We start from the raw sequence: 25,718 nt of genomic DNA on the forward strand, positions 1-25,718 counted from the left end.
ACTGCCGATCGTCTTCAATCATGCAACCAGGTCCTGCTTTTGGCCGATGCACTGCCTACGACCTGTCTCAATGGCTTGTTATAGTTCAAGCTTCTTTTCAGCCGGTAAAGGATCACTGCCATGTCGCAGTACCAAGCGTTCACCGTTGAACTTGCAGACAACATCGCCCATGTGCAGATCAATCGCCCGGACAAGATCAATGCGATGAACGCCGCGTTCTGGAGCGAGATCGTCGAGATATTCCAGTGGATCGACGACACCGACGAAGTGCGGGTAGTGGTTCTGAGCGGCGCAGGCAAGCATTTTTCCTCTGGGATAGACCTGATGATGCTGGCCGGCGTGGCCAATGAGCTGGGCAAGGACGTCGGCCGCAATGCCCGCCTGCTGCGGCGCAAGATCCTGCAGCTGCAAGCCTCGTTCAACGCCGTGGACAACTGCCGCAAGCCCGTACTGGCCGCGATCCAGGGCTATTGCCTGGGCGGTGCCATCGACTTGATCAGCGCCTGCGACATGCGCTACGCCGCCGAAGATGCCCAGTTCTCCATCAAGGAAATCGATATCGGCATGGCGGCCGATGTTGGCACATTGCAACGCTTGCCCCGGATCATCGGTGACGGCATGCTGCGTGAACTCGCTTATACGGGGCGTACGTTCGGTGCCGACGAAGCGCGCAGTATCGGCCTGGTCAATCGTGTCTACAGCGATACCGCCAGCCTCCTGGACGGCGTGATGGGCATCGCTCGGGAAATCGCCGCCAAGTCGCCGATAGCCATCACCGGCACCAAGGAAATGATCAGCTACATGCGCGACCACCGCATTGACGACGGGCTCGAATACGTCGCTACCTGGAACGCCGCCATGTTGCAATCGACCGACTTGCGCGTGGCCATGGCCGCCCATATGAGTAAACAGAAACCCGAATTTCTGGATTGACTGACGATGATTTCACGCTGGACCACCGCAGTACTCGATACCGATCTTCCCGGCGGCTGGGCCGTGGTTCGCAGCCCGGAAGGCTTTTTGTTCGATGATAACGGCGCATTGTTTCCCCGCGAATGGCTCAAGCGCCAGGACTTGTCGGGCCTCGCCGAGCATGGCATCGGCCACCTGGATGGCGAGCCGGTCTATTTATTCGAGTTGCACGCCCCGCAGGACATTCCCGGTTGCAACTGGAAAGGCCTGCGGGCCTTCATGCTCGAAGACGATCACACCCTGTTCAAGGTGCTGAGCTATGCGGCGCAGATCGGCACCTGGGCCCGTGAACACCGTTTCTGCGGCAGTTGCGGCACGCGCATGGGCCAGATTCCGTTGGAGCGGGCGATGTATTGCGATGAGTGCGACCTGAGGCACTACCCGCGGCTTTCACCGAGCATGATCGTGCTGATCACCCGCGGTGATGAAGTCCTGCTTGCCCGTTCGCCTCGCTTCGTCACGGGGGTCTACAGCACCCTGGCCGGGTTTGCCGAACCGGGCGAGTCGGCCGAGGAGTGCCTGGTTCGCGAGGTGCGCGAGGAAGTCAGCATAGAAGTGAAGAATATCCAGTACATGGGCAGCCAATGCTGGCCGTTCCCGCATTCAATGATGCTGGGCTTCCACGCTGAGTACGCCAGTGGCGACATTGTGTGCCAGGAAGAGGAAATCGAGGACGCCCAGTGGTTCAACATCCACGACTTGCCTCCTTTGCCGGCTTCGCGCTCCATTGCGCGTTACCTGATCGACCTTTATGTGGCGCGGCGCTTAGGCCATGCCGAACCAGTGCTGCCAGGCTAGGCGCACGGTCAGACCCAACACCACGGTGATGAACACCGGCCGGATGAACTTTGCACCGCCACTGATGGCGGTGCGGGCGCCGAAGAACGCGCCGATCATCACCGATAGACCCATGCACAGGCCGATGATCCAGTCCACTTGCCCCGAGAACATGAACACCACCAGCGCCGCGATGTTGCTGACGAAGTTCATGCTGCGGGCCACTCCGCTGGCCTTGACCAGATCGATGGGGTAGAGCAGCAGGCTGCTGACGGTCCAGAATGCGCCCGTGCCGGGACCGGCCACGCCGTCATAGAAGCCCAGGGCAAACCCCTGGGGCGATTGCCATTTCTTTCTGATCGGCGCGTCGCTGTCCAGCGGCGCCTTGGGCGTGCCGCCGAACAACAGGTACAGGCCACAGGCGAAAACGATGACCGGCAGCATCTTGTTCAGCCATTCAGCAGGCAGGTAATGAGCGACGATGGCGCCGCTCAAGGCGCCGACCAGCGTGCCGACCAACGCATGGGTCCATTGTCCTGGATCGAACAGCTTGCGCTTGTAGAAGGTGAAACTGGCCGTAGCCGAGCCGAAGGTCGCGCTGAGCTTGTTGGTTCCCAGGACCAAGTGCGGTGGCAGGCCGGCGGTCAGCAGTGCCGGGGTAGTCAGCAAGCCACCGCCACCGGCGATGGCATCGATGAAACCGGCCAGGAACGCGACAACGGTAAGAATGGCGAGGGTAGTGAGGTCAACGCTGAGTTCAAAAGGCATCGAGAGGGCTTATTCGGCAGGTCGCAGAAGGGCTGCGGGGAAGGCCGGTATAGTACCCATAATGGCTCTGGGCTGCGACTCCGGGATGAAGACACCGCGCACTTCGTGATGAGGGAGCCTGCTCTTGCTGGGCTAAGCAATCTCCCCTCGTCGCCCAATCACTCCGGCCGAAACACCGCGCGCAAGCAGTTTTCACGCTTGCTCTTGAACATCGCATAACCCTCCACCGACTGTTCCAGCCCCATGGGGTGAGTGAGCAAGTAGGAAGGGTCCAGTTGCCCGTTCTGGATGTAGTCGAACAGCCGCGTCACATATCGCTGCCCCGGTTGCTGGCCCGCGCGCAGGGTCAGGGACTTGTTGACGATGGCGCCCATTGGAAACTTGTCCAGCAGGCCACCATACACCCCGACTACCGACACGGTGCCGCCCTTGCGACAGGCTCGGATCGACTGACGCAACACCGTCCCGCGCTCGGTGTGCAGGCGCATCATCTGCTTGGTCTTGCCGTAGTAATAATCGATCTCGGTGCCGTGGGCCTCCATGCCTACGCAGTCGATACAGCGATCCGGGCCGCGGCCACCAGTAAGTTCCAGCAAGGCGGCATGCACGTCTGTGGTTTCGTAATTGAGGGCAATCGCACCGGCCTTTTCTTCGGCCAGGCGCAACCGGTCGGGGAAGCGATCGATGGCAAACACCCGTTCGGCCCCCAGCAGATAGGCGCAGGAAATCGCCATCAATCCGACCCCACCGCAGCCCCAGACCGCCACAGTGTCACCAGGCTGGATGTTGGCGTTATCGGCGGCGAAAAAGCCGGTGGGCACTGCATCAGAGACGAATACGGCCTGTTCGTCGCTGACTCCTTCGGGGACGCTGAACAGATTGGTATCGGCGAACGGCACGCGGATGTACGTTGCATGGCTACCCGCAAAACCGCCGAAGGCGTGGCTGTAACCGATGATGCCGCACGCCGGCTGGCCGTAGGCGATGTCCGTCATGCAGGGGTTGGGGTTGGAGTTGTCACAGCAGGAAAAATCCGCGCATTGGCAATGCTCGCATTCGCCGCAACCGAGGATCGACACGGTGACGACCCGGTCACCTTTCTTGAACTGCGTGATGGCCGAACCGGTTTCCACCACTTCGCCCATGAATTCATGGCCGATGATGTCGCCGGCTTGCATAGACGGTACATAGCCGCCCAGCAAGTGCAGGTCCGAACCGCATACCGACGACAGCGTCACCCGCACAATGGCATCCCGGGGACTGAGAATGGAGGGATCATCGACGGTTTCGACTTGCAGTTTGTTGGGGCCTTGCCAAGTCAATGCGCGCATCAGGCAGCTCCTCCATTGATAGGCGTGGGTGACGGACCGGTTGATGGAGTGGCGGAGCTCGCCGGGTGGATGAACAGAAAATCCTTCTCGCCGCGGGGCCGGATCCTGTTGGTGATCACTTCGCCAGTTTCCAATTGCTGCTTGATGCTGCGCAGCAGGTGCAGCAAGGCTTTATCCGAGAACCTGGAGATGGCGGCGGCCAAGGCATAGCCGGCAGCGCCAAAGCAGGGCTGGCAGGCTACGATGATCTTGATCTGCGTGCCCCGGCCCGTCGGCGCATCGCTGAAATGCATCTGGATATCGTGTTTGAACCGGGTGCCCGGTGTGACCACCCAGTGCAACTTGCGACCTTCCTTGGGTTCGCTCTGCTCAAGATCGCAGTGCAAGATCTTGTCCCTCGGGCCATGGACCTCCCAGCGGTAGGTGCGCTCACCGGTCTGCTCGATGGTATCGACCCAAGGTACCAGAGCGCCCAGGTTGGCCGGATTGCGGCAGAATGCGAAGACTCCCTCCCTGGGTTTACCGATCGTGATGCTGCGGGAGATCACTTTGCTTGAATCCCACCCCCGATCCTGTTCGAAAGCCTGCTCGAACGGGCTGTGGGTGAGCGCTTGCTTGACCCGGCACGCGCCTGAGTAAGCGCGCCAGGCCGCGCAAGCCCCCAGCAGAACCTGAGGCCAACCCCTGAGTCCGCCCTGGCGCAACCCGGTGGCGATCAGCAGGGTGCCCGCCAATAGTGAAACTGCACGCTCCGGCATACCGAGATTGGGGTGCGAGGGACTCGGCACCGCAGCCCGGCCCGCTACCAGTGGTGGGCGTTCAGTCATGATGCTGCTCCTTATCAATCCAGAGGCGACATAAGGAATGAGCCGCCGCGGCTGTGGTTGTTCCATCGTCATCTCGGGTTTCCGATGAGTCGGATTCTCTTCCGGGGTGGTCGAAGGCTTCACTGCACGGTGCATGGCTTTGGGAAACGAGATGAGAAAGGCTGGCCCACAGGACGATTTTTTTTTGAAATCAAGGGGTTGTCAGCTTTGGCAAATGAGTACATAATTGCGCCCATCGAATGCGTTGGGGCGTAAAAAAACCTAACGTTTTCAAGGAGATAGCGCTTAGTCAGCGATTTTCTCCAGATCAGGTTAGTACACGGTTGATGTGGTTTCATTGCATCAGGCGTTTTGAGGCCGAATAGCAAAATGGTTATGCAGTGGATTGCAAATCCACCTACGCCGGTTCGATTCCGACTTCGGCCTCCACTATCAAAAGCCCCGTAGCTCAATGAGTTACGGGGCTTTTTTGTGCTTGTTTCTTGGGTATGTGTTCCGCAACTTTTGAGATGTGTTCCGCAACGTGGATGTTTGGGTGCGCTAGGGTGGCCTGTCCTCGAACGTTCAATTTCGGCCCGAGGTCGTTCGTTTTATCCTTCGTTTATGGCATATTGCTATCTGGAATGTATCTCCAAGGAAAAACCAATGAAGGTGTTCGTAAGCTGGTCAGGGCAACGCAGTAAGGAAGTCGCCGAGCTACTCAGCGACTGGATCAAATGTGTCTTGCAGGCTTCCCAGCCTTGGATTTCAACTCGGGATATTGATAAAGGAGCAATTTGGTTTTCTGAGATTTCTGATCAGTTGCGGGAAACTGCCGCTGGTATCGTTTGCCTCACTCAAGAGAATAAAAATAAACCTTGGATCTTGTTTGAAACAGGTGCTTTAGCTAAGGGACTAAGTACGAACCGAGTTTGTACGTTTCTGATTGATTTATCCCCTTCTGATATAGAAGACCCATTGGCCCAGTTCAACCACACCCTGCCGGAAAAGTCGTCAATGTGGGGGCTAATTAGCTCGCTGAATTCTTGTCTAGAAAGCGCTCGCTTGGATGAGCGAATCCTCAAGCAGGTATTTGATACTTATTGGCCAAAGTTCGAATCATCTTTCGCTGACGTCGTTGCCTCTACGCCTCAAGAAGCAAACGTCGCACCGAGATCGGGCGATAGTATTTTGGCAGAGATATTATCGAACACCAGAATGCTGGCGAGTAGGGTTCGAGAGTTGGAAACGAGAGCTTCTATCCCTCCTGAAAGCGTGATCGAGGTGGGGGCGGTCAGTAAGCATGCACATCTCGTGAACCTGGCCAATACGCCGCAAATGACTATTCAAGACATTCTTAGTGCTGCAAGGGCGCTTGACGTTCCATATGCTGAAGTTGAGGCGATACTCAATAAATACAGGATTTTGGACGCTGATTTTACTAGGGCGACAAAGCTTCGCAGTCGAAAAGCCGATCCCGGGCCAAAGTAGCGCTACGCCCTTTGTTAATTCCATATAATTATCCCGGCGTCGGTTATTTTGTGGGCTTTACAATTTCACCGACCCGGCGATAGACCCTCTTTGTCATTTCTTCAGTTGAATGCCCAAGCAGGCGGCTTGCATCGGTTAGATCTTCAATTTCGCTTGCTGCTTTTGGACGGATGTCCCTGAACTGAAACTGACGAATGGTCGCGGCGAGCCCTGTATCACCGTTCGCTGCTGCGTTCGCTGCGGCCCGTTCGCGCGCTTCATCCCACCTGTTCCGCAACATCGCATAGCTCATGCGCAAACCGTTCTTGTTGGTTATTAGGGCTGATGTCGTGATGCCGGCCATCGCTTTCCGGTCGAGTAGTTCGTTGAGTAAGATGCCCAGCCGGGAGCCGTGCAGGCGGATACGCAGCAGCTTTCCGGTCTTATCCTGTCCGACCCTTAGAAATCCGTTATTGATGTCGGTCTTCGAAATTTTCAGCACGTCGCCGGGGCGCTGGCCGCTGAGATAGGCCAGATCCATGGCGTCCTTGAGTTCCTGGTCTGCCTCCCCATAGACAGCATTCCAGACGATTTCGCCGGCGTAAAAATCCCGCGGTACTTCCTTGTTCCGGCGGAGCCGTGAGCAAGGGTTAGCCTTGTCAGTCAGACCCCATTCCCTGGCGTGGGTGAATATCGTCGAGAGTAACGCTATTTCCCTATTTGCCCTGACTTTGGCCGACCTGGTATCACGGTACTGAGCGATCACTTGGGGAGTCATCGCGTCTACGGGGGCCAGCTCGAACGACTTACGCAATTGTCTCAGTCCTTTCTGGTAATCATCTTGGGTGCCCTTTGTCAGCCCCGGCATGACTTGAGATTCGTACCTATCAAATACGCTGCCCATTAGGTGTGATGGCTTAGGGACCGCCTTGCGGTCAAGGCGAGCCCACTCAACCTTTGCTTCATCCAGGTCATTGCCCAGCGGAATCTCTTTCCGCTTCCCATCGGCAGTCCTGCCGTCGTAGTAGTAGCTCACCCAAACGTAACCGTTTTTTCGTTTCCGCTCGCGACGGAGCATCCGTGGCGGCAGGTCCCGGTTTGTTGATTTTCTCGGGCGCATTGCTAACCCACACGCGATAGGTCGAGGGTCCAGGTTTCGGCCACGGCGTTGGTAGCAGTGGGTTTGACTCCAGCCAGCTTGAGGCGGGCGTATACACGACCGACGACGGGGCGCTGGGCGCCCGTCAAAACGAATTGCCAGGCGTTACGCGTGAGCCACTGGCGCTGGCAGGACGGGGTCTTGTAGCCGGTGATGGCCGCCAGCTCGTCATCGGTTAGGGTTTCACTGAGGAATTCCATGGTATGGGCTCCGAGTGGGGTGATTGCCGCTTCGCTCGATCTGGTCATGCTGCCCTCCGTTCAGCGCTGGTCTCGTCCATGTTGGCTCGTATGAGTGCGGCCATCGGCTGCGGTGAAACCGAGTTGCCAACCATCCGCACCTGGGCGCGCTTGCTGAACTTGCGACCGTCGTGTCCCGTATCGATGACGTAGTTATCGGGAAAGCCTTGGGCGCGGTACAGCTCGCGGGGCGTGAGCATGCGCATTCCGATGTCGACGATTACGTATGGGGTGCCTTGCACTGTGACGGTCACCAGCGCGAGGCGGTCCCGGGTCGTGATGGTTGCCGCCGGCTCCCGTAGGTCGTAGATGTTGTCGGTGCCGTAGTAGCCCATGAGGAATGCCGCCACGCGCAACGCGCCCGCTTGGTACTCCGGTGCAAGGGTGTATTCGACCAGGGCGTGGTGCTCGGCGCCGGCGGTGATGGTCGGTACCAGGCCATCCATTGGTTGTCCCACACTGTTTTTGCGAAGCGTGCAGAGGTGGGCTGTCACAACATTTTGCTGGCTGCCTGTCGTGGTGATCGCGGTCATGGGCTCGTTTGGGTGATGCCCGGGCGTGACGTTGAACCCACCGTTGTGTTGAGCCAGGTAGGCGACGGTCAATGCAAAGTGTCCACCTTTGACGTTGGCGCAGATGGTTGATAGGGGCGAGTCGCCGGCCATGTTGCGTTGTACGCTGCTATTGGCGTGCTCTGTGATGAACGGCGCCAACTGCGGCGTCACCAGCGCGAACCCGTGAGAGCCCGTAATGGTTTTTGTTGGCTGGTGAACGGAGTGGACCCGAGAGTCGTCGCTGCCAGAGTGGTTGACGCTGACGATGAACGGGTCCGCATGATCGATGACGTAGCGCCGTGCGCCTTTACGTAGGCGTTCCATCGTCTTGCTAACCAGCGGACGTCGCACGCCGGCGGCGCGGCCTTCTTCCTTGCTTAAGAAAATGCTGGGGCAGGGGATTGACCAGTCGATGCTACTGGCAGCGGTGAGCTGCGGCTTTTGACCTTTCTGTGGTGCCTTGGTGTGGGTGGGCTCGGGCCATTGGAGCTGCTTGCCGTCGCACCGTGCCACCAAGTACAGGCGCTCGCGCAGTGTCCCGGCGCCGAAGTCGCTCGCTTTCAATTTCCCATGGCGAAGGTCGTAACCCATGCCGCGCAATATCGACTCGAACCTGCGCCATGTCTGGCCTTTGCGCTTCGGGTCGGGAACCAGGTACTGGTCCTGCACGGGGACACGCTCGCCGATATCGGCGACACGAAGGTCTCGACAGACAACGCGCCCGGTTTTCGGATCGCGCTTGGCGATAAGGGGGCCCCACTGGAGCACCTGCATAACGTTTTCCATGGTGATCATCAAAGGGCGAACCTGGCCCGCCCATTTGATGACCACCCACGACAGAGAGCGGCTGGTTGTGCTGCGCGGCTGTCCGCCAGCCGCCAGGCTGTGGTGGGTACATTCTGGACTGGCATGCAGGTGCAGCACCGGTCGGCCACGCGTGGCTGCATGCGGACAGACTTCATAGACGTCGGTAATGTAATGCTCGGCGCTTGGGTGGTTGCGCTTGTGCATGCTGATGGCGTCAGGGTCGTGGTTGATCGCAATGTCCACCGGCAGGCCGGTGGCCATCTCCTGGCCCATGGTGGCGCCACCGCCGCCTGCGAATAGATCCACACGAATGCCGCCCGTCAGGTTCAAGCCGAACTGGGTGTTAACCGCGCTGGTGATTGGGGTGGGGTTGAAGATTTTGCTTTCGGCTTTCGAGGCTCGCCGCGACCTGCGCAAATGTAAGTTCGCAGTGCCTGCGTAGTCGGCTGATAGCTGCGTTTGAAAGGCAGTCATGCGGCAGCTCCGGCGGAGGGCAGACCAAGCGTAAGCCTGCGGAGATCCTGTTCGTAGGCTTCGCGCAATGCGTCGCGTAAATGTGGGTATCCCGCGGTTTCGATGGCGTGGGGGAAGCTGACTGAACTGATGTTGTGCTCGGCGTGAAAGGTGCCGTGTTGGTCGAGCCAGTCAATCAGCTGGGTATCCAGCGGAAGGTTGTTCAAGCTGCCGGCAGTTTCAACGACGTGAAAAACCCGATACGTCATGGCGCGGGCGATCTTGATTAGTTGATCAGCTCTTGCCTGGCTGGCTTCGGTGCCTTTCAGCGCCTTCCAAGTCTGGAGCGCGAGCGCCAGGAACTGGGTGATTTCGGTGAGGTTCCGGTAATCGGTTGAGGTGAACGGAGTGGTCTTGATGCCGTGCATCTGCAAGCGCAGGTCTGCCAGTTGCTGGGCTTCCTGGTTGCGGAGCTTGGTGATGGTTGTGAGGTCGGTGTTGAGTGCCGCAATGCGTTGGCTGTGCAGACCGTTGCGCTCGTTTAACCCAGCGTTATAGCTGCGTGCCAGCGCCTGGAGGATGAGCTTGCGGATGTAATACCCCAGAAAGATCAAGCCGAAAGCCAAGCCTATGAAGATGATCGTGTGTTGTGCGTGCATGTGCTGTATGCCTCGGTTAGAGCCCGCCGCCGGGATTCTTTGGTGAGAGGTCGGCGACGGGGTGTTGCAGAGAGTTAGTTAGAACGTGGCTTCGTAAAGCGGCACGTCGTTGATGGCATCGAGGATCTTGTTGCGCACCGCGTTGTAGGCTTCTTCGAGTACCTTGTCCGGGCGTACCAGTTCGAACCACATTTGCAGGCGGCCTTCTTGGATGCGGTAGCGGAATCGCGCCGGAACGCAGAACGTGTCACCGCCCAGGAAGGGCTTGAGCGCGATGTAAAACTCTTCGGGGATGCGCAGCTGCCCGGCCTCGCCGGCGCGCCCGTCGATTTCCTCGTTGTAGGTCAGTTGCACCTGGCCGTTGTCGAGGCGGGTACCCTGGCGGAAAGTGATGTTCTTCTTGGCTTCCAGGGTCCGGCTGATCTCCAGCATGTCGGCAGCGCTAGGCGTGTTGTCGTTTTCGGGGTGGTGGGTGATGTCCTTCACGTTGTCTTCGATGAATTCGGCGAAGCTGGCCTGGTCCATGCGCTTGCGGTCGCTGGTTTTCCAGTTGCCCCACTCGACGGTGGTTGGGCAGCGGTAGGTCGCAACGTGGTCGCGCCAGGCAGGAGCGGCTGGGTCGTGGTAGTCAATGACCGCCGAAAAAGTTCGGCCTTCGGGGCCGTTGCAAAACACAGCTGTCGCCTTGGTTGCGAAGCGGTTCACGTAGCTGATGAACGACTCGGCGTCGAGCACGGTCAGCTTCTGCTGGATGCGAGTTGGCGCGGGCAGCAAGTGTTCCAGGCTTTTCAGCGTTACACCGTCCGGTACCAGCGCGATGGGTGCGGCCAGGCCTTCGTGATCAATCGGTTTGCCGAGGGCTTGGGCCAGGGCGGTCAGGTGCTGTATGGCTTGTTGCATTGGATGTGCTCCAGGGGTTTATGACTCGGTGAGAGGTTTTTGCAGCGGGTGCTACTGGCTGACTTGCCGCATGGTTTCAGGCGGCAGGTCTTCGCCCACACTGCGTAGCGGGATTTCCTGCTGGCGTGGGTCGCGGCGGGTGATGTTGCCCTCCGGTGTGAGGAAGAACAGCGACGTGCCGCGCGACAGGACTGGCTCTTTGGATTTGACGTCTGCCTTCACGGTCATTTGGCCGCCGCCATCAGGCTTGTAGGTAAGCTTGATGGTCAGTTCGCCGCCTTTGCCGGTCAGGCGGATGGCGTCGATCGGGCTGTGCTGGGTCTCGGTGAGTTCGTCCAGCAGGCCACCGGCCTCGATGTCCCGCAGCGTGTCGATGAAAGGGCGTGCTTTACTCATGTGCTGTGCCTCATTAGGTGAGTTGCTGTTGCCCCTGGTCGGCAGGGGTACCGTTTGAATCAGGCCGCTTGCTTCGTTGCTTGCGCGTCGAGGTATGCAGCCAGGTCGTGCAGGTAAACGACAGGCTTGGCGCGGGCCGAGCAGTGCAGGCGCTTGACCACCAGCTTTATGCGACCGGCCTTGATTTCACTCAGCAGATAGCGGTCGGTACGGATGTGCGTGAAGTACTGCTCGCGCACGGCGGTCAGGCTCGGGCATGGCGTGGCGAACTGGCGCCTGAGTTGTTCCAGGGTTGTGCTCACGCGCTTCCTCCCCCATGCCCCTCCATTTGGGGCACCAGCTTGAGGCGGATCAGTTCGGCGAGGCCTTCTTTGCTCTTACCCTTGGCCGCGGCCAATACGTTGCCCTTGGCGTCCGCAACGACGGCGCCGTAGGGGTATTCCGGGCAGTTGACAGGGGTTACGTAGGCTACCTGGCCGTCGCCGATCACTGCATCTACGCAGCGGAACACTTCCGCCAGCTCAACAGAGACACAGGGCAGGGCCTCCAGCAGCTCGACAGCCTCGGCAGAGGCGCCGATGAGCGTGGCGCGACTGATCACCGTCGGGTGATTCAAAAACATGGGCACCAACTTCAGGGCGCCTACAGCGGAGTTGATTGCGTTGGGCTTCATGCTGCGGCGTCCTTGTGAGTGATCGTGATTCCCAGCTTTTTCGCCAGGTACTGCACTCCGGTCTCGGTCACCATCACCACGGCGTAATGCTTGGGGCACTTGGATTTGCCGACCAGCACGGTGCGCGGGTCGGAAAACAAGTTGCCGCCGTCACGGTGATGGCTCGCAAGATCGCCGGAGCTATTCAGGATCCGTAGGTCGCGGAGCTTGGCGCGGAACACGCGGGGTTTAAGGCCGAGAACGGCAGCAGTTTGATCGAGGGTGCGATTCATGGCGGTAACCTCACATCGCGGGCCGTAAGGCGCCGGTGCGAACGAAGTGAACGCATTCGTCGATCTGAAGCCTCAGGGCTTCCCGAGTACCCGTGTTGTAGACGGTCAGGTCTTCAGGCCGGCGCTGGATGCCGGCTTCACTGATGTGCGGGTTAACTGCAGGTGCGTCCGGCCGATGGATGTGAATGATCGTGCCGCCGCGGCGTCGGATGAATGTCGCTTCGTTCTCGAAACGCACGTCGCTGACCACGAACCCGATCACATCGGTGAGGGCGTTTTCCATGTAGTTCAGGTTCTGTTCTGCGATTTTTACCCAGATGTCCGGATGCACGGTCTGGCGTGCCCACTCGGTGCCCATGGACTGCATCAGGGTGCGTGGTGATTTGCCAAGCCAGTCGATTGGCTGTTCCTTGGAGTCACCCTCGAAATCTTCGGCGTCCAAGTTAAATATTTCCATCAGGCCGGTGCGCAACGGATCCGCGAAAGCGTAATGCTCAAGCATATGGTTGCGTACCAGATGGTCAGCTGCTGTGGATTTGCCAGCACGGGCTCGGCCTGTGAGGCCAATAAGGATTGGCTTCATGCTGCATCACCTCCCCATGGCCCGACGTCATCTGCCGAAACAGAGCGAGCGGGAAGGGTAGGTGCGGTGCGGCCAGTGTTGACGATCACCAGTAGGCCAGTGCGATTCTGGATCGCTTCAACGGCCTCAGGGCTGGTGCAGGCTGCCGGGTGCAGATAGACCGGGCAGCGGGTGGAGCTGTGCTGTGTTGTCTGCATGTCTCGTACTCTTTGGTGAGAGGGATACGAGACAAAATTAGTATTCGTTGTTTCTTAAGTCAATAGCATTACTGATATTTGCTTGTTTTTTATCGATGAGCAAAAAGAAACCCGCTCGGATGGCGGGTTTCCTTTGGTTCGGTCGGTGTGTCACAGATCGACAATTTTCCGTCGCGCTCTACCGTATACGACCCATTCGTCATTCATTTTGATAACCCGATCGGGCCAGTTGGGGTTGGTTGCATGAAGGAACATATCGCCACCTTCCTCAGTGAGCTGCCTGAGGGTGACGGCCTTATCGTTTTGACGTTTTGCAACTACGAAGTCACCAGATTTCCAGACCATATCAGGGTCGATTACTACCTTGTCCCCTGGCATAAAGTCCGGCTCCATGCTTTTGCCTTCGACACGCAGGATAAAGGCGCGTGGTCCTGCTGGCCCGCCAGCTTCGACCCATTCCTGAGCGTCGCCGGGCTCGAAGTCCCCGCGCCCTGCATGGTAAGCAGCCGCTTTCATATATCCAATCACAGGTAACAGCCTCCCCGCCGATCCCATCTCCGTGGTGTTTCGGTAGACGTCCCCTTGTAAGGGGGCGTTCGATGCCGAAACATTATTTGCCAGAGCCAACGTATCCGCGAGCCGAGGGCTGACGCTCTCGGGGGCGAAACGTAGGGCACGACTCAGGCTTAATAACGCGGGTAGGTTCAGGGCGATCTTCCCTGTCATGTACTGGCTTACTGCGCTTTGTCCCGACCAGCCGCAGGCTTCGGCGACCTTGTCCTGGTTGAGACTGGGGTCTTCCGATTTGCGGGTTTTGTAAATGCCTTTGAGGCGCGCGGCTTCTTCGGCGATGTAGGTCGGTTTTTTAGTCATGGCGACAAGTCTATAAGCAACACTTATGTTGCCCAAAGAGTAACGGTTGTTTTTTCTTGCAACGGATTATGAGCTGAGCTAATGTTTGGCTCTGCATCCATTCCGAGGAATTGAGAATGACAGTTGAATTTGGAGTGCCTTTGCGCGAGTTCGCAAAGGATAGGAGTCAGCTCGAAATGGCTGCGCTCCTGGGCGTTACCCAAAGTGCGGTTTCTCAAATGATCCTCAGTAGTCGAGATATCCGCGTGATCGAAGGCGCCGATGGAAAGCTGTCTGGCGTCGAGATCCGTCCGGTAGGTAGCCGCCGAAAGCAAATGGCAGCGTAAGGGTGCCGGACTGGGGCCTCTCACCAAAGAATCCCCCAGCCCGGCTACGACGACACACAGCACATGCATATCGGTCGTGGTCGTAGGATAGGGCGTGCCCGTTCCTAAGGCTAGGCCGTAAATGGGGAATTTACGGTTATGAGCACTTCCAACCATTCACCGGCCTTTGGGCCGGTTCTTTCGCTTCGCAAAGCGCTGTACCGGGCCGGCCACGATTACAAAGGTGGTGTTACGGCTCTGGCCCTGGACATGGTGATCGACTACGACACCCTTCAAAAGAAGCTCAAGCACGATGAAGAACGCCGTTGGCTTGATCCCGATGAACTCGAGGAGGTCATTCGCCTGACCGGTAATCCGTTGTTGTTGGACGCTCTGATGCGGCCGGCGGGTATGGTCTGGTACAAGCCCGAGCCCGCAGCGCCAACCAAAGAGGCATTGAAGTCAGTTGGCAGCCTGTTGCACGAAACTGGCGAATTCGTATCGAGCATGCACGAAGGCGCTGCCGACAACGTGTGGGAGCCGCACGAAGTTGCGCTGCTGGAAAAGCACGGCGTCGATGTGATCCGTGCAGTGCTGGGCATCATGGCCGGCGCCCGTCAGGCGATGGAGGAACGCGAAAATGGCTGATGACATCGATCGCGCCAACGACCAGGCCCAATACCTCCTTGACGTCGCTCTGCATCGGAACCGACACGTCCCCAAGTCCCGCGTCAGCGCGCAGTTTTGCGAGGATTGCGACGAACCTATCCCGTTACTTCGTCAGCAGACTATCGAGGGTTGCGAAACCTGTGTCAGTTGCCAGGGGTTGCGGGAGCGGCGTAGATGAGTGAATCGACCAATAGCGTGGCCACGGCAGCGTGGGCGCGGCGATACATTGAAACCTTCGGTCTAGCCCTCGTTTCGATTGAACCAGGTGAAAAAGCGCCAAAGGGAATGGGCTGGAACAAGCCGGGCGGGTACTTCACTTCGGCGGACACCGCTGAAGCTTTTTGGCAGACACACCCCAGTCACAATCTCGGCGTTGTTCTGGGGCCGAGCCGCGTTTGCTCGCTCGACGTAGACGATGTGCAATGGACCCGACATGTTCTGTACGAACTCTTGGGGCTGGACCTGGATGCGATGGCATTGGTCTTTCCGACTGTTGTCGGCAACCCGGCACGCTTTCGGATTTTGTTCCAGGTGCCTGAAGGCATCGAACTTAATCGGCATTCGCTCGCCTGGCCGAACGAGAACGACCCAGACGGGACGACCTATAAGACACTGATGGCGAAAGCCAGGGCGGCGAAAGCGGCGGGTGACGTCGAAGGTGAGGCGGCTGCCAAGCTCGAATCGGAGCAATACAAGCGCTTTACTGTGCTGGAACTCCGCGCGGGACTGGTGCAGGACGTTTTGCCGCCATCTATCCACCCTGGTACCGGAAAGCCCTACGTCTGGCGCACACCGCCTAGCGCAACGGAAGGACTGCCAGTATTGCCTGCCGATCTGCTGGCCATCTGGCAAAACTGGGACATTTTTAAGCGCGATGCCGAGGCAGCTTGCCCGTGGGCGCCAAAGCCCAAGCGCCCACCAGCGAAAGTGATAAAGCGGCCCACGGCGGCAGTCGGCAAACCACCTTCCGTTATCGACGAATTCAACCGCGGCCACAACGTCGAAGAGTTGTTGCGAGCCCACGGCTACATCAAGCGCGGCAGCAAATGGCTTTTCCCTCAAAGCAGTACAGGGCTGCCCGGCGTTACGGTCAGTGACGACGGCAAGGTCTATTCCCATCATGCTGCTGATCCGCTGGCGAACGGTCACCAGAACGACGCCTTTGAGGTGTTCTGTTTGCTCGAGCACGACGGCGATCAATCGAAAGCGGTTAAGGACGCTGCGCGCATGCTGGGCATGCAGTATTCGTCACGCCCAGATCCGCAAGAACTTCCCCCGGCCCCATCGAATGAAGGCCCAGGGCCTGACCCGGACGCCGCCGTAAGCGAGGCCGCTCCGGCTGTAGACGGGGGCGCGGGGGGCGCGTTGACCATTGAGCAGGTCCTGCGGCGTTTCGCATTGGTGGAAGGCACGACGCATGTGTGGGACTTCGACCAGTCGCGTGTGATGAAGAAATCCGCGTTCGAGGCCCGAGTCGGCAAGCCGGTAGCCAAGCTGTGGCTGGAGGACACCGACCGGCGCAAGCTGATATCGGACGAACACGTACGTGACATCGAGCAGTCGCGGCGGATGGCAGGTAAGAAAGGCGGTGCCTTCGGTATGTCGCCAACTGAGCGATATGTGTACATCGACGGTACGAAGGACGTCTGGGATCGCGAGAAGAAGCGGCGCGTTCCAGAAGGCGCTGTGAAGATGGCATTGGGTGACTCGTATGCGCTGTGGTTGAACAGCAGCGCCCGGCGCGTCGTTGACGTCGATCACATCGTCTTTGACCCAACGATGATGAAAGACCCAAGCGTTTACATCAACACGTTCGACGGTCTGCCCCTGGAGCCGGTCCGCGATGACGAGGCGTGCGCGAACCTGCGTTGGTTGATCTCGTTCCTTTGCAACCATGACGAGAATGCCAGTAGCTGGCTTACGCGTTGGCTCGCCTATCCGCTTCAACACCTGGGCGCGAAGATGGACACCGCCGTGCTGATGCATTCGATCATGGAGGGCTCGGGCAAGAGCCTGCTGTTTGCCGATGCCCTGGGGATGCTCTACGGCCAGTATGCGGCCACGGTCGGGCAAACCCAGTTGGAAAGCAATTTCAACGCCTGGCAAAGCCGCAAGTTGTGGTCGGTGTTCGAGGAAGTGGTAAGCCGCGATCAACGCTACAACCAGGTGGGCAAGATTAAGCACTTGGTCACAGGCAAGACGGTTCGCATGGAATCGAAGTTCATCAACGGCTGGGAAGAAGCCAACCACATGAACGCCGTATTCCTGAGCAACGAGATATTGCCGTGGCCCATCAGCGAGAGCGATCGGCGAATGCTGGTGATGTGGCCACAGGAGACGTTGCCGGTGGAACGTCAAAAGGCGATTGGTAAGGAACTGGAGGCGGGCGGCGTTGCGGCTCTGTATGGGTGGTTGCTGTCGATCGATCTTGGTGACTTTGACCAGCGAACGCGCCCGCCTTCCACAGATGCCCGCGAGCGGTTGGTGGCCTTGAGTCGTGCTGGCTGGCAGACATTCCTGCACCTTTGGAAGTACGGCGAGCTGGGTCATGGGTTGTGGGGCCCGTGCTTGTCGACAGACCTCTACTCACTGTTTCTCGAATGGTGCCAGCGCAATAAAGAACACGTGATGAGTCAGACGAAATTCTCGCTGTTCATCAGTTCTGAGGTGGACAAGACCCGGGCGATACCCTGGACCGATGGCAACAATCGGCGATTCGGTGCGTTCTTTTTTCCGGTGGATCCTGATGCTTCCCCAGCCCCATCACTCAAGGCGGCCCAGCTCGGCAAGCAGGTCGAGGAATGGCGAGCCCGGGCGAAGTTGGCCGGCTGGAACGTCGAAAACTGGGACCACATCAAGGCGGCTGCGGCATGAATACGTCAACAAGTGTGTTGGGTGTGTCGGGTGTGTGTTGGGTTGGTTTCGAGTACCCACCACAGTTTAAGGGCCGGAATTACGCGGCTTTGCGGGCGCTGTGTCGGGTGTGTTGGGTTTGTCTTCGCGCGCGTGCATGTGCGCGACATTTTCAATGGGGGCCAATGACTGAAAAAGATTTCCATGCGAGGACCAATAAACCCAACACACACAACACACCTAACACAGTGCTATTGAATCTATTGATTTGTAAGGGATTTGGTTGTGTTGAGTTTGTGTTGGGTAAGGGTTTTTTTGTGTCGGGTTCGGTTTTTCGAGGGGAAGGGCGATGATCGGGGCAATGGAAGAACTTTTGAAACACTGGGGCGAGCAATGCCGGCTGAACGGCGAGACCGGCGGCATGGGCAGCCCGATGGCGACCATCATGGAGTGGGGTGGGTCGGCGCCTCGCGGTACACCGGGATCGCGAATCATCCTGGGTGCAGGGGCTGGGCCTGATGCGGTCGCCCAGCAAGTCGCGGCAGCTCTGTCGGAGATCGGGCGGCAGGATGAGCAGGGTGCCCGACTGATGCGATTGGCCGGTTTGCGTTACGGCGATGATCCGGCGCCGACCTGGTTGATGCAGTTGCATTTGCTGGGGTTCGAGTCGAGGGCGAAGCAGACTTACTACGACCAAGTGCATCGCCTGCATGAGCGGCTGCTGGTGGTGCTGGCCGAGCGTGCCGATGCCCGTCAGTGGCTTACCGCTGGTCGGGGTGCTTTACCTCAAAGTCTCCTCAAAGTTGCGTCAAAGCTTCGTCGAGTTGGATAACCGAAAATGCCCCCTTTTCGGTTCCGTACTCAGGGGGTAAAAAGTCACCACGATATGAAATTTGCGCCTTGGCGCTTACCTCGCACGTGCTGTGCAGCTTCACCCGGCCACCCTGGGCCGGTCACTTAACCCCGCTTCGGCGGGGTTTTTATTTTCGGCCCCTTGGGTGTCTGCGACGGAGTAATCAGCATGAGTGAGCCGGCAACTGTTGTCGTGGCCGGTGGTGTGGGACTGGCTGCAACTGGCCTGCTGGCGGGTGTCGATATGCTCGCCGTGATTGGTGCATTGGCTGGCTCGCTGGTGTTCTTCACCACCACGGAGGAATTGCCAGTCTGGAAACGGGTTCTGTTCCTGCTGGTGTCTTTCGTGATGGGTTACATGTTCGCCCCTGGTATGGCTGAAGTTGAGCTGTTCGGTACCAGGCCATTCAAGTACACCGGGCCGGCGGCATTTGGTGCGTCGGTTGTGGTGGTTACTGTCGCGCTGGCTGTCATCAAGCGGCGCGGCCTCGTTGCTGATCAGCAAGGGAGGCAGGATGGATAGCCCTCTGGTACCGCAAATCATGACGCAGGCTACGTTCTGGCTGTGTGTTGCGTTGTTCGTTCGGTTGTTCACGTTCCGCCGTCGCGGTGCTCGATTCCGCCGGGACATGAGCTGTCTCGCCTGGCTGGTGATGGTCGCCGCGGGATCTGCGGTGGTGTACATCGGCAAGGGTCTGTTGGTGATGCCTGCCAACTCCTGGCCGCTGGTGTTGTTGCTCGCGGTGTTTGTCGGCTCGGTGTGTCAGAGCGCGGGCAACTTGGCTCGCGTATGGAAGATGGGCTGATGAATGACGAGCCGAGGATTTATAACAGTCGCTGGGAAAAGGCGCGTTCGGCATTTCTCGTGAAGCATCCGCTATGCGTGATGTGTAGCCAGCAGGGGTTGGTCGCGGCCTCGAACGTGGTCGATCACAAGGTTAGGCACGGTCTGAAGGCCGCGCTTAAGTCTGGAAACAAACAGGCAATCGCGAAGGCACAGAAGCTGTTTTGGGATCAGGGCAACTGGCAGGCCCTCTGTAAGGTGCATCACGACTCGACAAAGCAGCGCGTTGAAAGGCGCGGGCATGAGATCGGATGCAGTGAGTTGGGCATTCCACTCGACCCAGGCCACCACTGGGCCAATCCCTGAGGGCTCAGTGGCACGCCAGTCCCCCGGGATGCGCACCGAAAGGGTGCGGCACGTCACTGCCCCAGGGGGAGGGTGGGTAGGAAAGTCTGGACCTTTTTCCTCCCTGACCCCACGCCCCGCTTTCTGTGCAAAAGCGGGAAAAATGGGGGGGTACCCCTTCGGTATGTTTGGCGTGCGTATGTGAAATCTGAGGTTCGAAATGGCCGGAAACGAGAACTCCGGGCGACCCGGGAAGCCGGCCGTCGTCCACTTGATCAATGGCAACCCCAGCAAGAAGAACCGCGCGGACCTGCTGCGCGAGCAAAGCCAGCCGGTTATGCCGGTGGAAGCTCCGCCGATGCCTGATTGGCTCGACGATGATGCGCGACGGGAGTGGGAGAGGGTTGTGCCCGATCTGGTCACCTTGGGGCTGATCTCCAAGATGGACATGCAGGTTATGGCTCAGTACTGCGAGGCAGTTTCCGACTACCGCCGCTGGACCTTGAAGATTCAGGAACTGAACGACAGCCTCTCCGCCTCAACACGCGGCGATGTGCAGACCTATCGCACCGGCGCCCAGGACCTGTCGATCTGGCGCAAGTTGCGCAACGATGCCGAACGCCGCGCCAACGATGCCGGCGGTAAGTTTGGGTTCTCACCAATGGCCCGTAGATCGCTCAAGCCTGCGGCGCCTCAGGGAGACCTATTCCCAAATGAACACAAACGCATCGCCGACACCTACTTCTGACCGGGCCACAGCGTTTGCCCTGGATGTCATCGCCCGCCGCATCATCGCCGGCCCTGATGTGCGCAACGCTTGCCAGCGTCACCTCAACGACCTGAAGCAAGGCCCGTCTCGGGGGCTGCGCTGGGATCTGGCAGCGGCCCAGCGTGCCATCGGTTACTACGAAGACGTGCTGTGCCTCAACGGCGGCGAGTATGAGGGCCAGCCCTTCATCCTGAACCCATGGCAGGCATTCGTTATAGGCTCGCTGTTCGGCTGGAAAGCCGCCGACGGGTACCGTCGTTTCCGTACCGCCTATATCGAAACCGGCAAGGGCTCGGGTAAATCGCCCTTGGCGGCCGGGATCGGCTTGTTGGGCATGACCTCCGACGGTGAAGCGCGGGCCGAGGTATACGCGGCTGCGACGAAGAAAGACCAGGCGATGATCCTGTTCCGCGATGCTGTGGCAATGGTCGACCAGTCGGAGCTGCTAGCCGAACGGATTGAGCAATCTGGTCGTGGCGAGAAGGTGTGGAACCTGGCGCACGCCGCATCCGGTAGTTTCTTCCGCCCGATAAGTGCCGACGACGGCCAGTCCGGTCCACGCCCTCATATCGCGCTGCTGGACGAAATCCACGAACACAAAACGCGGATGGTCGTGGACATGATGCGGGCCGGTACCAAAAGCCGCCGGCAAGCATTGATCGTGATGATCACCAACAGTGGGCATGACCGCACCACCATCTGTTACGAGTATCACGAATACGGCATTGCGCTGTGCAAGGGCGATAAGCAGGACGACAGCCTCTTTGCGTTCATCTGCTCGCTTGATCCGGGTGACGATCCGATCAAGGACGAAGGATGTTGGTACAAGTCGAATCCTAGCTTGGCGTTCGGTCGCCCAGGCGATGCCAACGGTGGGGTGCCAGGGCTCAAATACTTGCGCGAGCAGGTCACCGAGGCCCGGGGGATGCCATCGAAAGAGTCGAGCGTGCGCCGCCTTAATTTCTGCGAGTGGGTGGACGCTGCCAACCCCTGGCTGGCTGCCAACATCTGGATGGCTTGTGAGGATGATTTTGACGTCGACGAGATACCCGAGGGTGAACCTTGTTATGGCGGGCTCGACCTTTCCGGTACGCGCGACCTAACAGCGCTGGTGCTGTACTTCCCTCGGCTGAAAAAGGCGATCGCGTTTTTCTGGACGCCCAAGGACAGCTTGCTGGATCGCGCCCGGGTTGACCGGGTGCCCTACGACGCCTGGGTGCGCGGGGGCTTCTTGAATGCACCACCTGGTATGGCCGTGGACTACGCGGCGGTTGCCAGCGTGGTCGGCGAACTTGCTGTTCGATACAGCATTCAAGGCATCGCGTTCGACCCGTACCGCATCAAGTACTTCACGCCCGAGCTGGAAGCCCAGGGTATCGAGGTTCCGTTACTGCCTCACGGCCAGGGCTACACGGTTTCGAAAGAAACTGGCCTGTGGATGCCGCGCTCAATCGAGTTGACCGAAACACTGCTCACTGAGCAGAGCATCACGATAAAAACCAACCCTGTGCTGCGGTGGAACGCGGCCAGTGCGGTGCTGGATGCGGACCAAAAAGACAATCGAATATTTGCCAAGCGCAGGAGTACCGGGCGAATCGACGGCGTTGTTGCGCTGGCGATGGCCATTGGTGCGGCAGATCTTCAGCCTGTCTTCGCTGGTGACCGCGACGGCTTCTTCGATAATCCGATCATGGTGGGAATTTAATGGCTCGCGAGAAAAAGACCGGGCGAGTTCGTGCCGCCCTCCAGCAGTGGCTGGGCGTGCCGATCGGGTTGAATAACACCGCCTTCTGGCAGGAGTGGTTTGGAACCTCCAGCAGCGGTAAGTCGGTGACGGTGGACAGTTCGCTCCGTTTGTCCACGGTTTGGGCGTGTGTACGATTGCTGTCTGAGTCTGTCTCGACCCTGCCGCTGAAGCTTTACAAGCGGATGCCTGATGGATCAAGGCAAGCGGCCACGGACCATCCCTTATATCGCGTGCTCTGCCGCTCCCCCAATATCGAGATGACCCCGCAACGCTTCATGCTGATGGTCGTGGCGAGTATCTGCCTGCGTGGCAATGCCTTCATCGAGAAGAAGATGATCGGCGGGCGCATAACGGCGCTGGTGCCTTTGTTACCGCAGTATATGAAGGTGGAGCGCGCCACCAGTGGACGCCTGGAATACACCTACACGGAGAACGGGGTGCGGCGTGAGATCCCCGAAAAGTCGTTAGTGCATATCCGTGGCTTCGGCCTCGATGGCGTATGCGGGATGCTTCCCATCACTACCGGGCGAGACATCATCGGCGCCGCCATGTCGGCTGAAGAGGCTGCCGCGAAGGTGTTTGCCAATGGTTTGCAGGCATCAGGTTTCCTGACCGTTGAGGGTGGTAGCGCGCAGGGTGCGGGCACACTAACCGACAAACAGCGAGAACTGTTGCGCGCAAGCTTGGCGGCGTTCAGCAGCTCGACCAATGCCGGCAAGACCATGGTGTTGGAAGCGGGCTTGAAGTACCAGGGGATCACCATGAACCCCGAAGCCGCGCAGATGCTTGAAACCCGCTCGTTCAACGTTGAGGAAATTTGTCGTTGGTTTCAGGTTCCGCCGTTCATGGTGGGGCACATGGACAAACAGAGCAGTTGGGCGGCGAGCACCGAGGCCCAGAACCTGCACTTCCTCACCAACTGCCTACGGCCATTGTTGGTCAACATCGAGCAAGAAATCGCCCGATGCCTGATCGGCGATTTGGACTCCGAAGAGTTCTTCGTGGAGTTCTCTGTCGAGGGGCTGCTGCGTGCAGACAGCGCAGGGCGTTCCGCCTACTACAACAGCGCGTTGGATCACGGTTGGATGAACCGTAACGAGGTTCGCCGCAAAGAGAATATGCCGCCGATACCTGGTGGTGAGGTCTACACAGTGCAGGGCGCAATGGTGTCGCTGGAGTGGCTGGGTCAGAACGGTGGGCTTTCCGCTAACGCCGCCAAATTCATGCAGGACCTGATGGCCGCCAATGATGCAGGTGACCTAGCGTCCATCCGCCTGGCCTATGCCGAGGCGGCAAAAGCGTTGCAAGCTGGCGATCCGGACGGAACCGTGATGGCCCACGCGTTGATCTCTATCGATCGGCTGAACAAGGCCGCCTGACCCTCTCGGAGTTTCCATGACTATTAAATCGCTTCCGGCAGCGCCGGCAGCTCGGCCGCGCTCGGACGTTTCCTGCGATATGTCGCCGTTGGCGCTTGATCGCTGGAACCCGGAGATCCGCGCGGCTGCCGACGACGACAACACCATTTCGATCTATGACCCCATCGGCTACGACTATTGGACGGGAGAGGGGGTGACGGCCAAGCGCATCAGCGCGGCTCTGCGCTCGATGAATGGGGCTGACGTCATCGTCAATATCAACTCACCGGGCGGCGATGTGTTCGAAGGGCTGGCGATCTACAACTTGCTACGTGAGCACAAGGGCAAAGTCACCGTTCGCATCCTTGGGCTTGCCGCCTCGGCAGCGTCGTTTATCGCGATGGCGGGGGATGACGTCCAGATCGCCCGGGCAGGTTTCCTGATGATCCACAACGCCTGGACCATCGTCGGCGGTAATCGCAATGACATTCGGGAGGTCGCCGACTTCCTGGAGCAGATCGATACGGCGCTCGCAGACATCTACTCCGTCCGAACTGGCGAATCCACACAGGACATGCAGCGCCTGATGGACGCCGAAACGTGGATGGCAGGATCGGTGGCCATCGAAGAAGGCTTCGCCGACCAGTTGCTGCCGTCCGATGCCACAAAACAGGAAGCCAAGGCCGGCAGCCCGCAACAGATCGCAGCGCGGCGCCTTGACGTGATCCTGGCAAAACAAGGAATGCCGCGCAGTGAGCGGCGTTCGCTGATTCAAGACATCAAGACCGGCAAGCCAGGCGCTGCCGATCAGGGTACGCGAAGCGCTACCGACCCCCAGGCCATTCCGGCCGACGCCATTGCTGAGTTCGAACGGGCCTTCGCCCAGTTCAAGGCAGCAGCCTCAACAGTACCTGGAGTTTGATACATGAGCGATACAGCCGAACTACTCAAGAACGTCTCCGCCGAGCTGGCGAAGGCCAGCAGCGAATTCAGTCAGAAAGCGGAAGCTGCGCTGGGCGAAGCCAAAAAGGCGGGTGCCTTGTCCACCGAAACCAAGGCCGCTGTCGATGAGCTGGCTACCAAGCACAACTCGTTGATGGAAGCCGAAAAGCAACTCAAGGCGAAGCTGGGCGAACTGGAGCAAGAGTTCGCCCGATTACCGTCTCAGTCCGCTCCGCAAACGCGCGATACCCTGGGCGGCACAGTAATCAAGAGTGAAGCCCTCAAGGCTTTCGCGGCGAGCATCGAGGGTAACAAGCGGCTGAGCATCCCTGTCAGCGCAGCGCTGCTCTCTGGTGATGTTCCTGCCGGTATCGTCGAGCCCCAGCGCCTTGCTGGAATCGACGTGTTACCCAAGCAACGTCTGTTCATTCGCGATTTGATCGCCCCTGGCCGTACCACTTCGCCGGCTATTTTCTGGGTTCAGCAGACTGGCTTCGTCAACGCTGCCAAGGCGACGGCAGAGGGAACGGCCAAAGCTTACTCGTCCATCAGTTTTGCGGCAAAGCTGACGGGCGTTTCCACCATCGCTCACATGTTCAAGGCATCGAAACAGATCCTCGATGACTTTGCCCAACTGGGCTCCACCATCGACATCGAAATGCGCTACGGGCTGAAGTATGTGGAAGAGCAGGAAATCCTGTTCGGCGACGGTACCGGGGTTCATATGCACGGCATCATCCCTCAGGCTTCCGTTTTCGACCCGGCCTTCGATGTTGAGGACCAGTCGGGCATCGATGACTTGCGGCTTGCGATGCTCCAGTGCCAGCTGGCAAGACTGCCATCGAGCGGGCACGTGTTGCACTTCATGGACTGGGCCAAAATCGAGCTGACCAAAGATTCGTTGGGCCGCTACATCCTGGCCAACCCGCTGGGTCTCGCGGGTCCTGTTCTGTGGGGGCTGCCTGTAGTCGCCACTGAGGCTGTTGGCTTCGAGGGCAAGTTCCTCACCGGTGCCTTCCAGACCGGCGCCCAGCTCTTCGATCGTGAAGATGCAAACGTCGTGATCAGCACCGAAAACGCTGACGACTTCGAAAAGAACATGATCTCGATCCGGTGCGAAGAACGTGCTGCGTTGATCGTCAAGCGCCCTGAAGCGTTCGTTTATGGTCCGTTCACGGCGCCTGCTCCCGTAGGCGGCTGAACCT

At 58.9% G+C, this 25,718-nt stretch carries 31 protein-coding genes and 1 tRNA gene; 17 read left to right on the forward strand and 15 right to left on the reverse strand.

The annotated features are described in order from the left end of the window. Positions 1-120 precede the first annotated feature (120 nt). On the forward strand, positions 121-933 hold the full coding sequence (locus QZH45_RS14060) for a crotonase/enoyl-CoA hydratase family protein (RefSeq protein WP_024779998.1): 813 nt from the start codon (positions 121-123) through the stop codon (positions 931-933). A 6-nt stretch (positions 934-939) separates the two neighbouring features. Continuing rightward, positions 940-1,770, forward strand: coding sequence for an NAD(+) diphosphatase (nudC, locus tag QZH45_RS14065; RefSeq protein ID WP_024779999.1), 831 nt, complete (start codon positions 940-942; stop codon positions 1,768-1,770). Here nudC and QZH45_RS14070 read toward each other — a convergent pair. The 3 genes from QZH45_RS14070 to QZH45_RS14080 form a co-directional block, all read right to left on the reverse strand. Further along, positions 1,738-2,517: a TSUP family transporter gene (locus QZH45_RS14070; RefSeq protein WP_024780000.1), complete on the reverse strand. Its 780-nt coding sequence runs from the start codon at positions 2,515-2,517 to the stop codon at positions 1,738-1,740. The genes nudC and QZH45_RS14070 overlap by 33 nt on opposite strands. A gap of 158 nt (positions 2,518-2,675) precedes the next feature. Beyond that, positions 2,676-3,848, reverse strand: coding sequence for a zinc-dependent alcohol dehydrogenase (locus QZH45_RS14075; RefSeq protein ID WP_055135492.1), 1,173 nt, complete (start codon positions 3,846-3,848; stop codon positions 2,676-2,678). Continuing rightward, positions 3,848-4,675, reverse strand: a complete 828-nt coding sequence (locus QZH45_RS14080; protein WP_053191702.1) for an SRPBCC family protein — start codon at positions 4,673-4,675, stop codon at positions 3,848-3,850. The genes QZH45_RS14075 and QZH45_RS14080 overlap by 1 nt, the downstream gene beginning before the upstream one ends. A gap of 355 nt (positions 4,676-5,030) precedes the next feature. Between QZH45_RS14080 and QZH45_RS14085 the strand changes: the two genes are divergently transcribed. Together QZH45_RS14085 and QZH45_RS14090 are read left to right on the forward strand one after the other, a co-directional pair. Continuing rightward, a tRNA-Cys gene (locus tag QZH45_RS14085) sits at positions 5,031-5,104 on the forward strand. A gap of 216 nt (positions 5,105-5,320) precedes the next feature. Next, a complete protein-coding gene (locus QZH45_RS14090) occupies positions 5,321-6,145 on the forward strand; it encodes a TIR domain-containing protein (protein WP_432780485.1) in 825 nt (274 codons plus the stop codon). A gap of 43 nt (positions 6,146-6,188) precedes the next feature. Here the strand turns inward: QZH45_RS14090 and QZH45_RS14095 are convergent, their stop codons facing one another. From QZH45_RS14095 to QZH45_RS14150, 12 genes are all read right to left on the reverse strand, one after another. Next, positions 6,189-7,244 carry a tyrosine-type recombinase/integrase gene (locus QZH45_RS14095; RefSeq protein ID WP_432780486.1) on the reverse strand — a complete coding sequence of 352 codons (1,056 nt, stop codon included), beginning with the start codon at positions 7,242-7,244 and terminating at the stop codon, positions 6,189-6,191. A 2-nt stretch (positions 7,245-7,246) separates the two neighbouring features. Continuing rightward, positions 7,247-7,483, reverse strand: coding sequence for a DUF4224 domain-containing protein (locus QZH45_RS14100; RefSeq protein ID WP_042956657.1), 237 nt, complete (start codon positions 7,481-7,483; stop codon positions 7,247-7,249). Positions 7,484-7,527: 44 nt separating this feature from the next. Continuing rightward, positions 7,528-9,357: a DNA cytosine methyltransferase gene (locus tag QZH45_RS14105; RefSeq protein ID WP_432780487.1), complete on the reverse strand. Its 1,830-nt coding sequence runs from the start codon at positions 9,355-9,357 to the stop codon at positions 7,528-7,530. Further along, positions 9,354-9,995, reverse strand: coding sequence for a hypothetical protein (locus tag QZH45_RS14110; RefSeq protein WP_432780488.1), 642 nt, complete (start codon positions 9,993-9,995; stop codon positions 9,354-9,356). The genes QZH45_RS14105 and QZH45_RS14110 overlap by 4 nt, the downstream gene beginning before the upstream one ends. 78 nt (positions 9,996-10,073) lie before the next feature. Continuing rightward, positions 10,074-10,895 (reverse strand): YfdQ family protein, encoded by an 822-nt coding sequence (locus QZH45_RS14115; RefSeq protein WP_334597477.1) that lies wholly within the window; start codon positions 10,893-10,895, stop codon positions 10,074-10,076. Positions 10,896-10,946: 51 nt separating this feature from the next. Next, positions 10,947-11,291 carry a hypothetical protein gene (locus tag QZH45_RS14120; RefSeq protein ID WP_432780489.1) on the reverse strand — a complete coding sequence of 115 codons (345 nt, stop codon included), beginning with the start codon at positions 11,289-11,291 and terminating at the stop codon, positions 10,947-10,949. A 59-nt stretch (positions 11,292-11,350) separates the two neighbouring features. After that, positions 11,351-11,593: a pyocin activator PrtN family protein gene (locus QZH45_RS14125; RefSeq protein ID WP_432780490.1), complete on the reverse strand. Its 243-nt coding sequence runs from the start codon at positions 11,591-11,593 to the stop codon at positions 11,351-11,353. Continuing rightward, positions 11,590-11,964, reverse strand: a complete 375-nt coding sequence (locus QZH45_RS14130) for a hypothetical protein (protein WP_217861809.1) — start codon at positions 11,962-11,964, stop codon at positions 11,590-11,592. Before QZH45_RS14130 ends, QZH45_RS14125 begins: the two co-directional genes overlap by 4 nt. Beyond that, a complete protein-coding gene (locus tag QZH45_RS14135; RefSeq protein ID WP_042956602.1) occupies positions 11,961-12,236 on the reverse strand; it encodes a hypothetical protein in 276 nt (91 codons plus the stop codon). Before QZH45_RS14135 ends, QZH45_RS14130 begins: the two co-directional genes overlap by 4 nt. Before the next feature lie 10 nt (positions 12,237-12,246). Continuing rightward, a complete protein-coding gene (locus QZH45_RS14140; RefSeq protein ID WP_432780491.1) occupies positions 12,247-12,819 on the reverse strand; it encodes a deoxynucleotide monophosphate kinase in 573 nt (190 codons plus the stop codon). Beyond that, positions 12,816-13,016: a hypothetical protein gene (locus tag QZH45_RS14145; protein WP_432780492.1), complete on the reverse strand. Its 201-nt coding sequence runs from the start codon at positions 13,014-13,016 to the stop codon at positions 12,816-12,818. The genes QZH45_RS14140 and QZH45_RS14145 overlap by 4 nt, the downstream gene beginning before the upstream one ends. A gap of 150 nt (positions 13,017-13,166) precedes the next feature. Then, complete coding sequence (locus QZH45_RS14150) at positions 13,167-13,889, reverse strand: helix-turn-helix domain-containing protein (protein WP_432780493.1); 723 nt, start codon at positions 13,887-13,889, stop codon at positions 13,167-13,169. Positions 13,890-14,005: 116 nt separating this feature from the next. Between QZH45_RS14150 and QZH45_RS14155 the strand changes: the two genes are divergently transcribed. From QZH45_RS14155 to QZH45_RS14215, 13 genes are all read left to right on the forward strand, one after another. After that, positions 14,006-14,215 (forward strand): Cro/CI family transcriptional regulator, encoded by a 210-nt coding sequence (locus QZH45_RS14155; protein ID WP_432780494.1) that lies wholly within the window; start codon positions 14,006-14,008, stop codon positions 14,213-14,215. A gap of 138 nt (positions 14,216-14,353) precedes the next feature. Further along, positions 14,354-14,842, forward strand: a complete 489-nt coding sequence (locus QZH45_RS14160; protein ID WP_258650727.1) for a phage regulatory CII family protein — start codon at positions 14,354-14,356, stop codon at positions 14,840-14,842. Further along, positions 14,835-15,041, forward strand: a complete 207-nt coding sequence (locus QZH45_RS14165) for a TraR/DksA family transcriptional regulator (protein WP_230164448.1) — start codon at positions 14,835-14,837, stop codon at positions 15,039-15,041. Before QZH45_RS14160 ends, QZH45_RS14165 begins: the two co-directional genes overlap by 8 nt. Next, positions 15,038-17,737: a bifunctional DNA primase/polymerase gene (locus QZH45_RS14170; protein WP_432780495.1), complete on the forward strand. Its 2,700-nt coding sequence runs from the start codon at positions 15,038-15,040 to the stop codon at positions 17,735-17,737. The genes QZH45_RS14165 and QZH45_RS14170 overlap by 4 nt, the downstream gene beginning before the upstream one ends. A 340-nt stretch (positions 17,738-18,077) precedes the next feature. Then, complete coding sequence (locus QZH45_RS14175; protein WP_432780496.1) at positions 18,078-18,548, forward strand: hypothetical protein; 471 nt, start codon at positions 18,078-18,080, stop codon at positions 18,546-18,548. A gap of 189 nt (positions 18,549-18,737) precedes the next feature. Further along, positions 18,738-19,091: a phage holin family protein gene (locus tag QZH45_RS14180; RefSeq protein WP_258650732.1), complete on the forward strand. Its 354-nt coding sequence runs from the start codon at positions 18,738-18,740 to the stop codon at positions 19,089-19,091. Then, entirely contained in the window at positions 19,084-19,374 is a 291-nt protein-coding gene (locus QZH45_RS14185; protein ID WP_432780497.1) for a phage holin family protein, read from the forward strand. Before QZH45_RS14180 ends, QZH45_RS14185 begins: the two co-directional genes overlap by 8 nt. After that, complete coding sequence (locus tag QZH45_RS14190) at positions 19,374-19,718, forward strand: HNH endonuclease (RefSeq protein ID WP_432780498.1); 345 nt, start codon at positions 19,374-19,376, stop codon at positions 19,716-19,718. Before QZH45_RS14185 ends, QZH45_RS14190 begins: the two co-directional genes overlap by 1 nt. A 250-nt stretch (positions 19,719-19,968) precedes the next feature. Further along, positions 19,969-20,445 (forward strand): phage terminase small subunit P27 family, encoded by a 477-nt coding sequence (locus tag QZH45_RS14195; RefSeq protein ID WP_432783788.1) that lies wholly within the window; start codon positions 19,969-19,971, stop codon positions 20,443-20,445. Then, positions 20,411-22,171 carry a terminase large subunit gene (locus QZH45_RS14200; RefSeq protein WP_432780500.1) on the forward strand — a complete coding sequence of 587 codons (1,761 nt, stop codon included), beginning with the start codon at positions 20,411-20,413 and terminating at the stop codon, positions 22,169-22,171. Before QZH45_RS14195 ends, QZH45_RS14200 begins: the two co-directional genes overlap by 35 nt. Beyond that, positions 22,171-23,592: a phage portal protein gene (locus QZH45_RS14205; RefSeq protein ID WP_432780501.1), complete on the forward strand. Its 1,422-nt coding sequence runs from the start codon at positions 22,171-22,173 to the stop codon at positions 23,590-23,592. Before QZH45_RS14200 ends, QZH45_RS14205 begins: the two co-directional genes overlap by 1 nt. A gap of 16 nt (positions 23,593-23,608) precedes the next feature. Further along, complete coding sequence (locus tag QZH45_RS14210; RefSeq protein ID WP_432780502.1) at positions 23,609-24,493, forward strand: head maturation protease, ClpP-related; 885 nt, start codon at positions 23,609-23,611, stop codon at positions 24,491-24,493. Positions 24,494-24,496: 3 nt separating this feature from the next. Beyond that, positions 24,497-25,714, forward strand: coding sequence for a phage major capsid protein (locus tag QZH45_RS14215; protein WP_432780503.1), 1,218 nt, complete (start codon positions 24,497-24,499; stop codon positions 25,712-25,714). Positions 25,715-25,718: the final 4 nt, after the last annotated feature.

This window comes from Pseudomonas corrugata, assembly GCF_050920615.1.
In the GTDB taxonomy this organism is placed as follows: domain Bacteria; phylum Pseudomonadota; class Gammaproteobacteria; order Pseudomonadales; family Pseudomonadaceae; genus Aquipseudomonas; species Aquipseudomonas corrugata.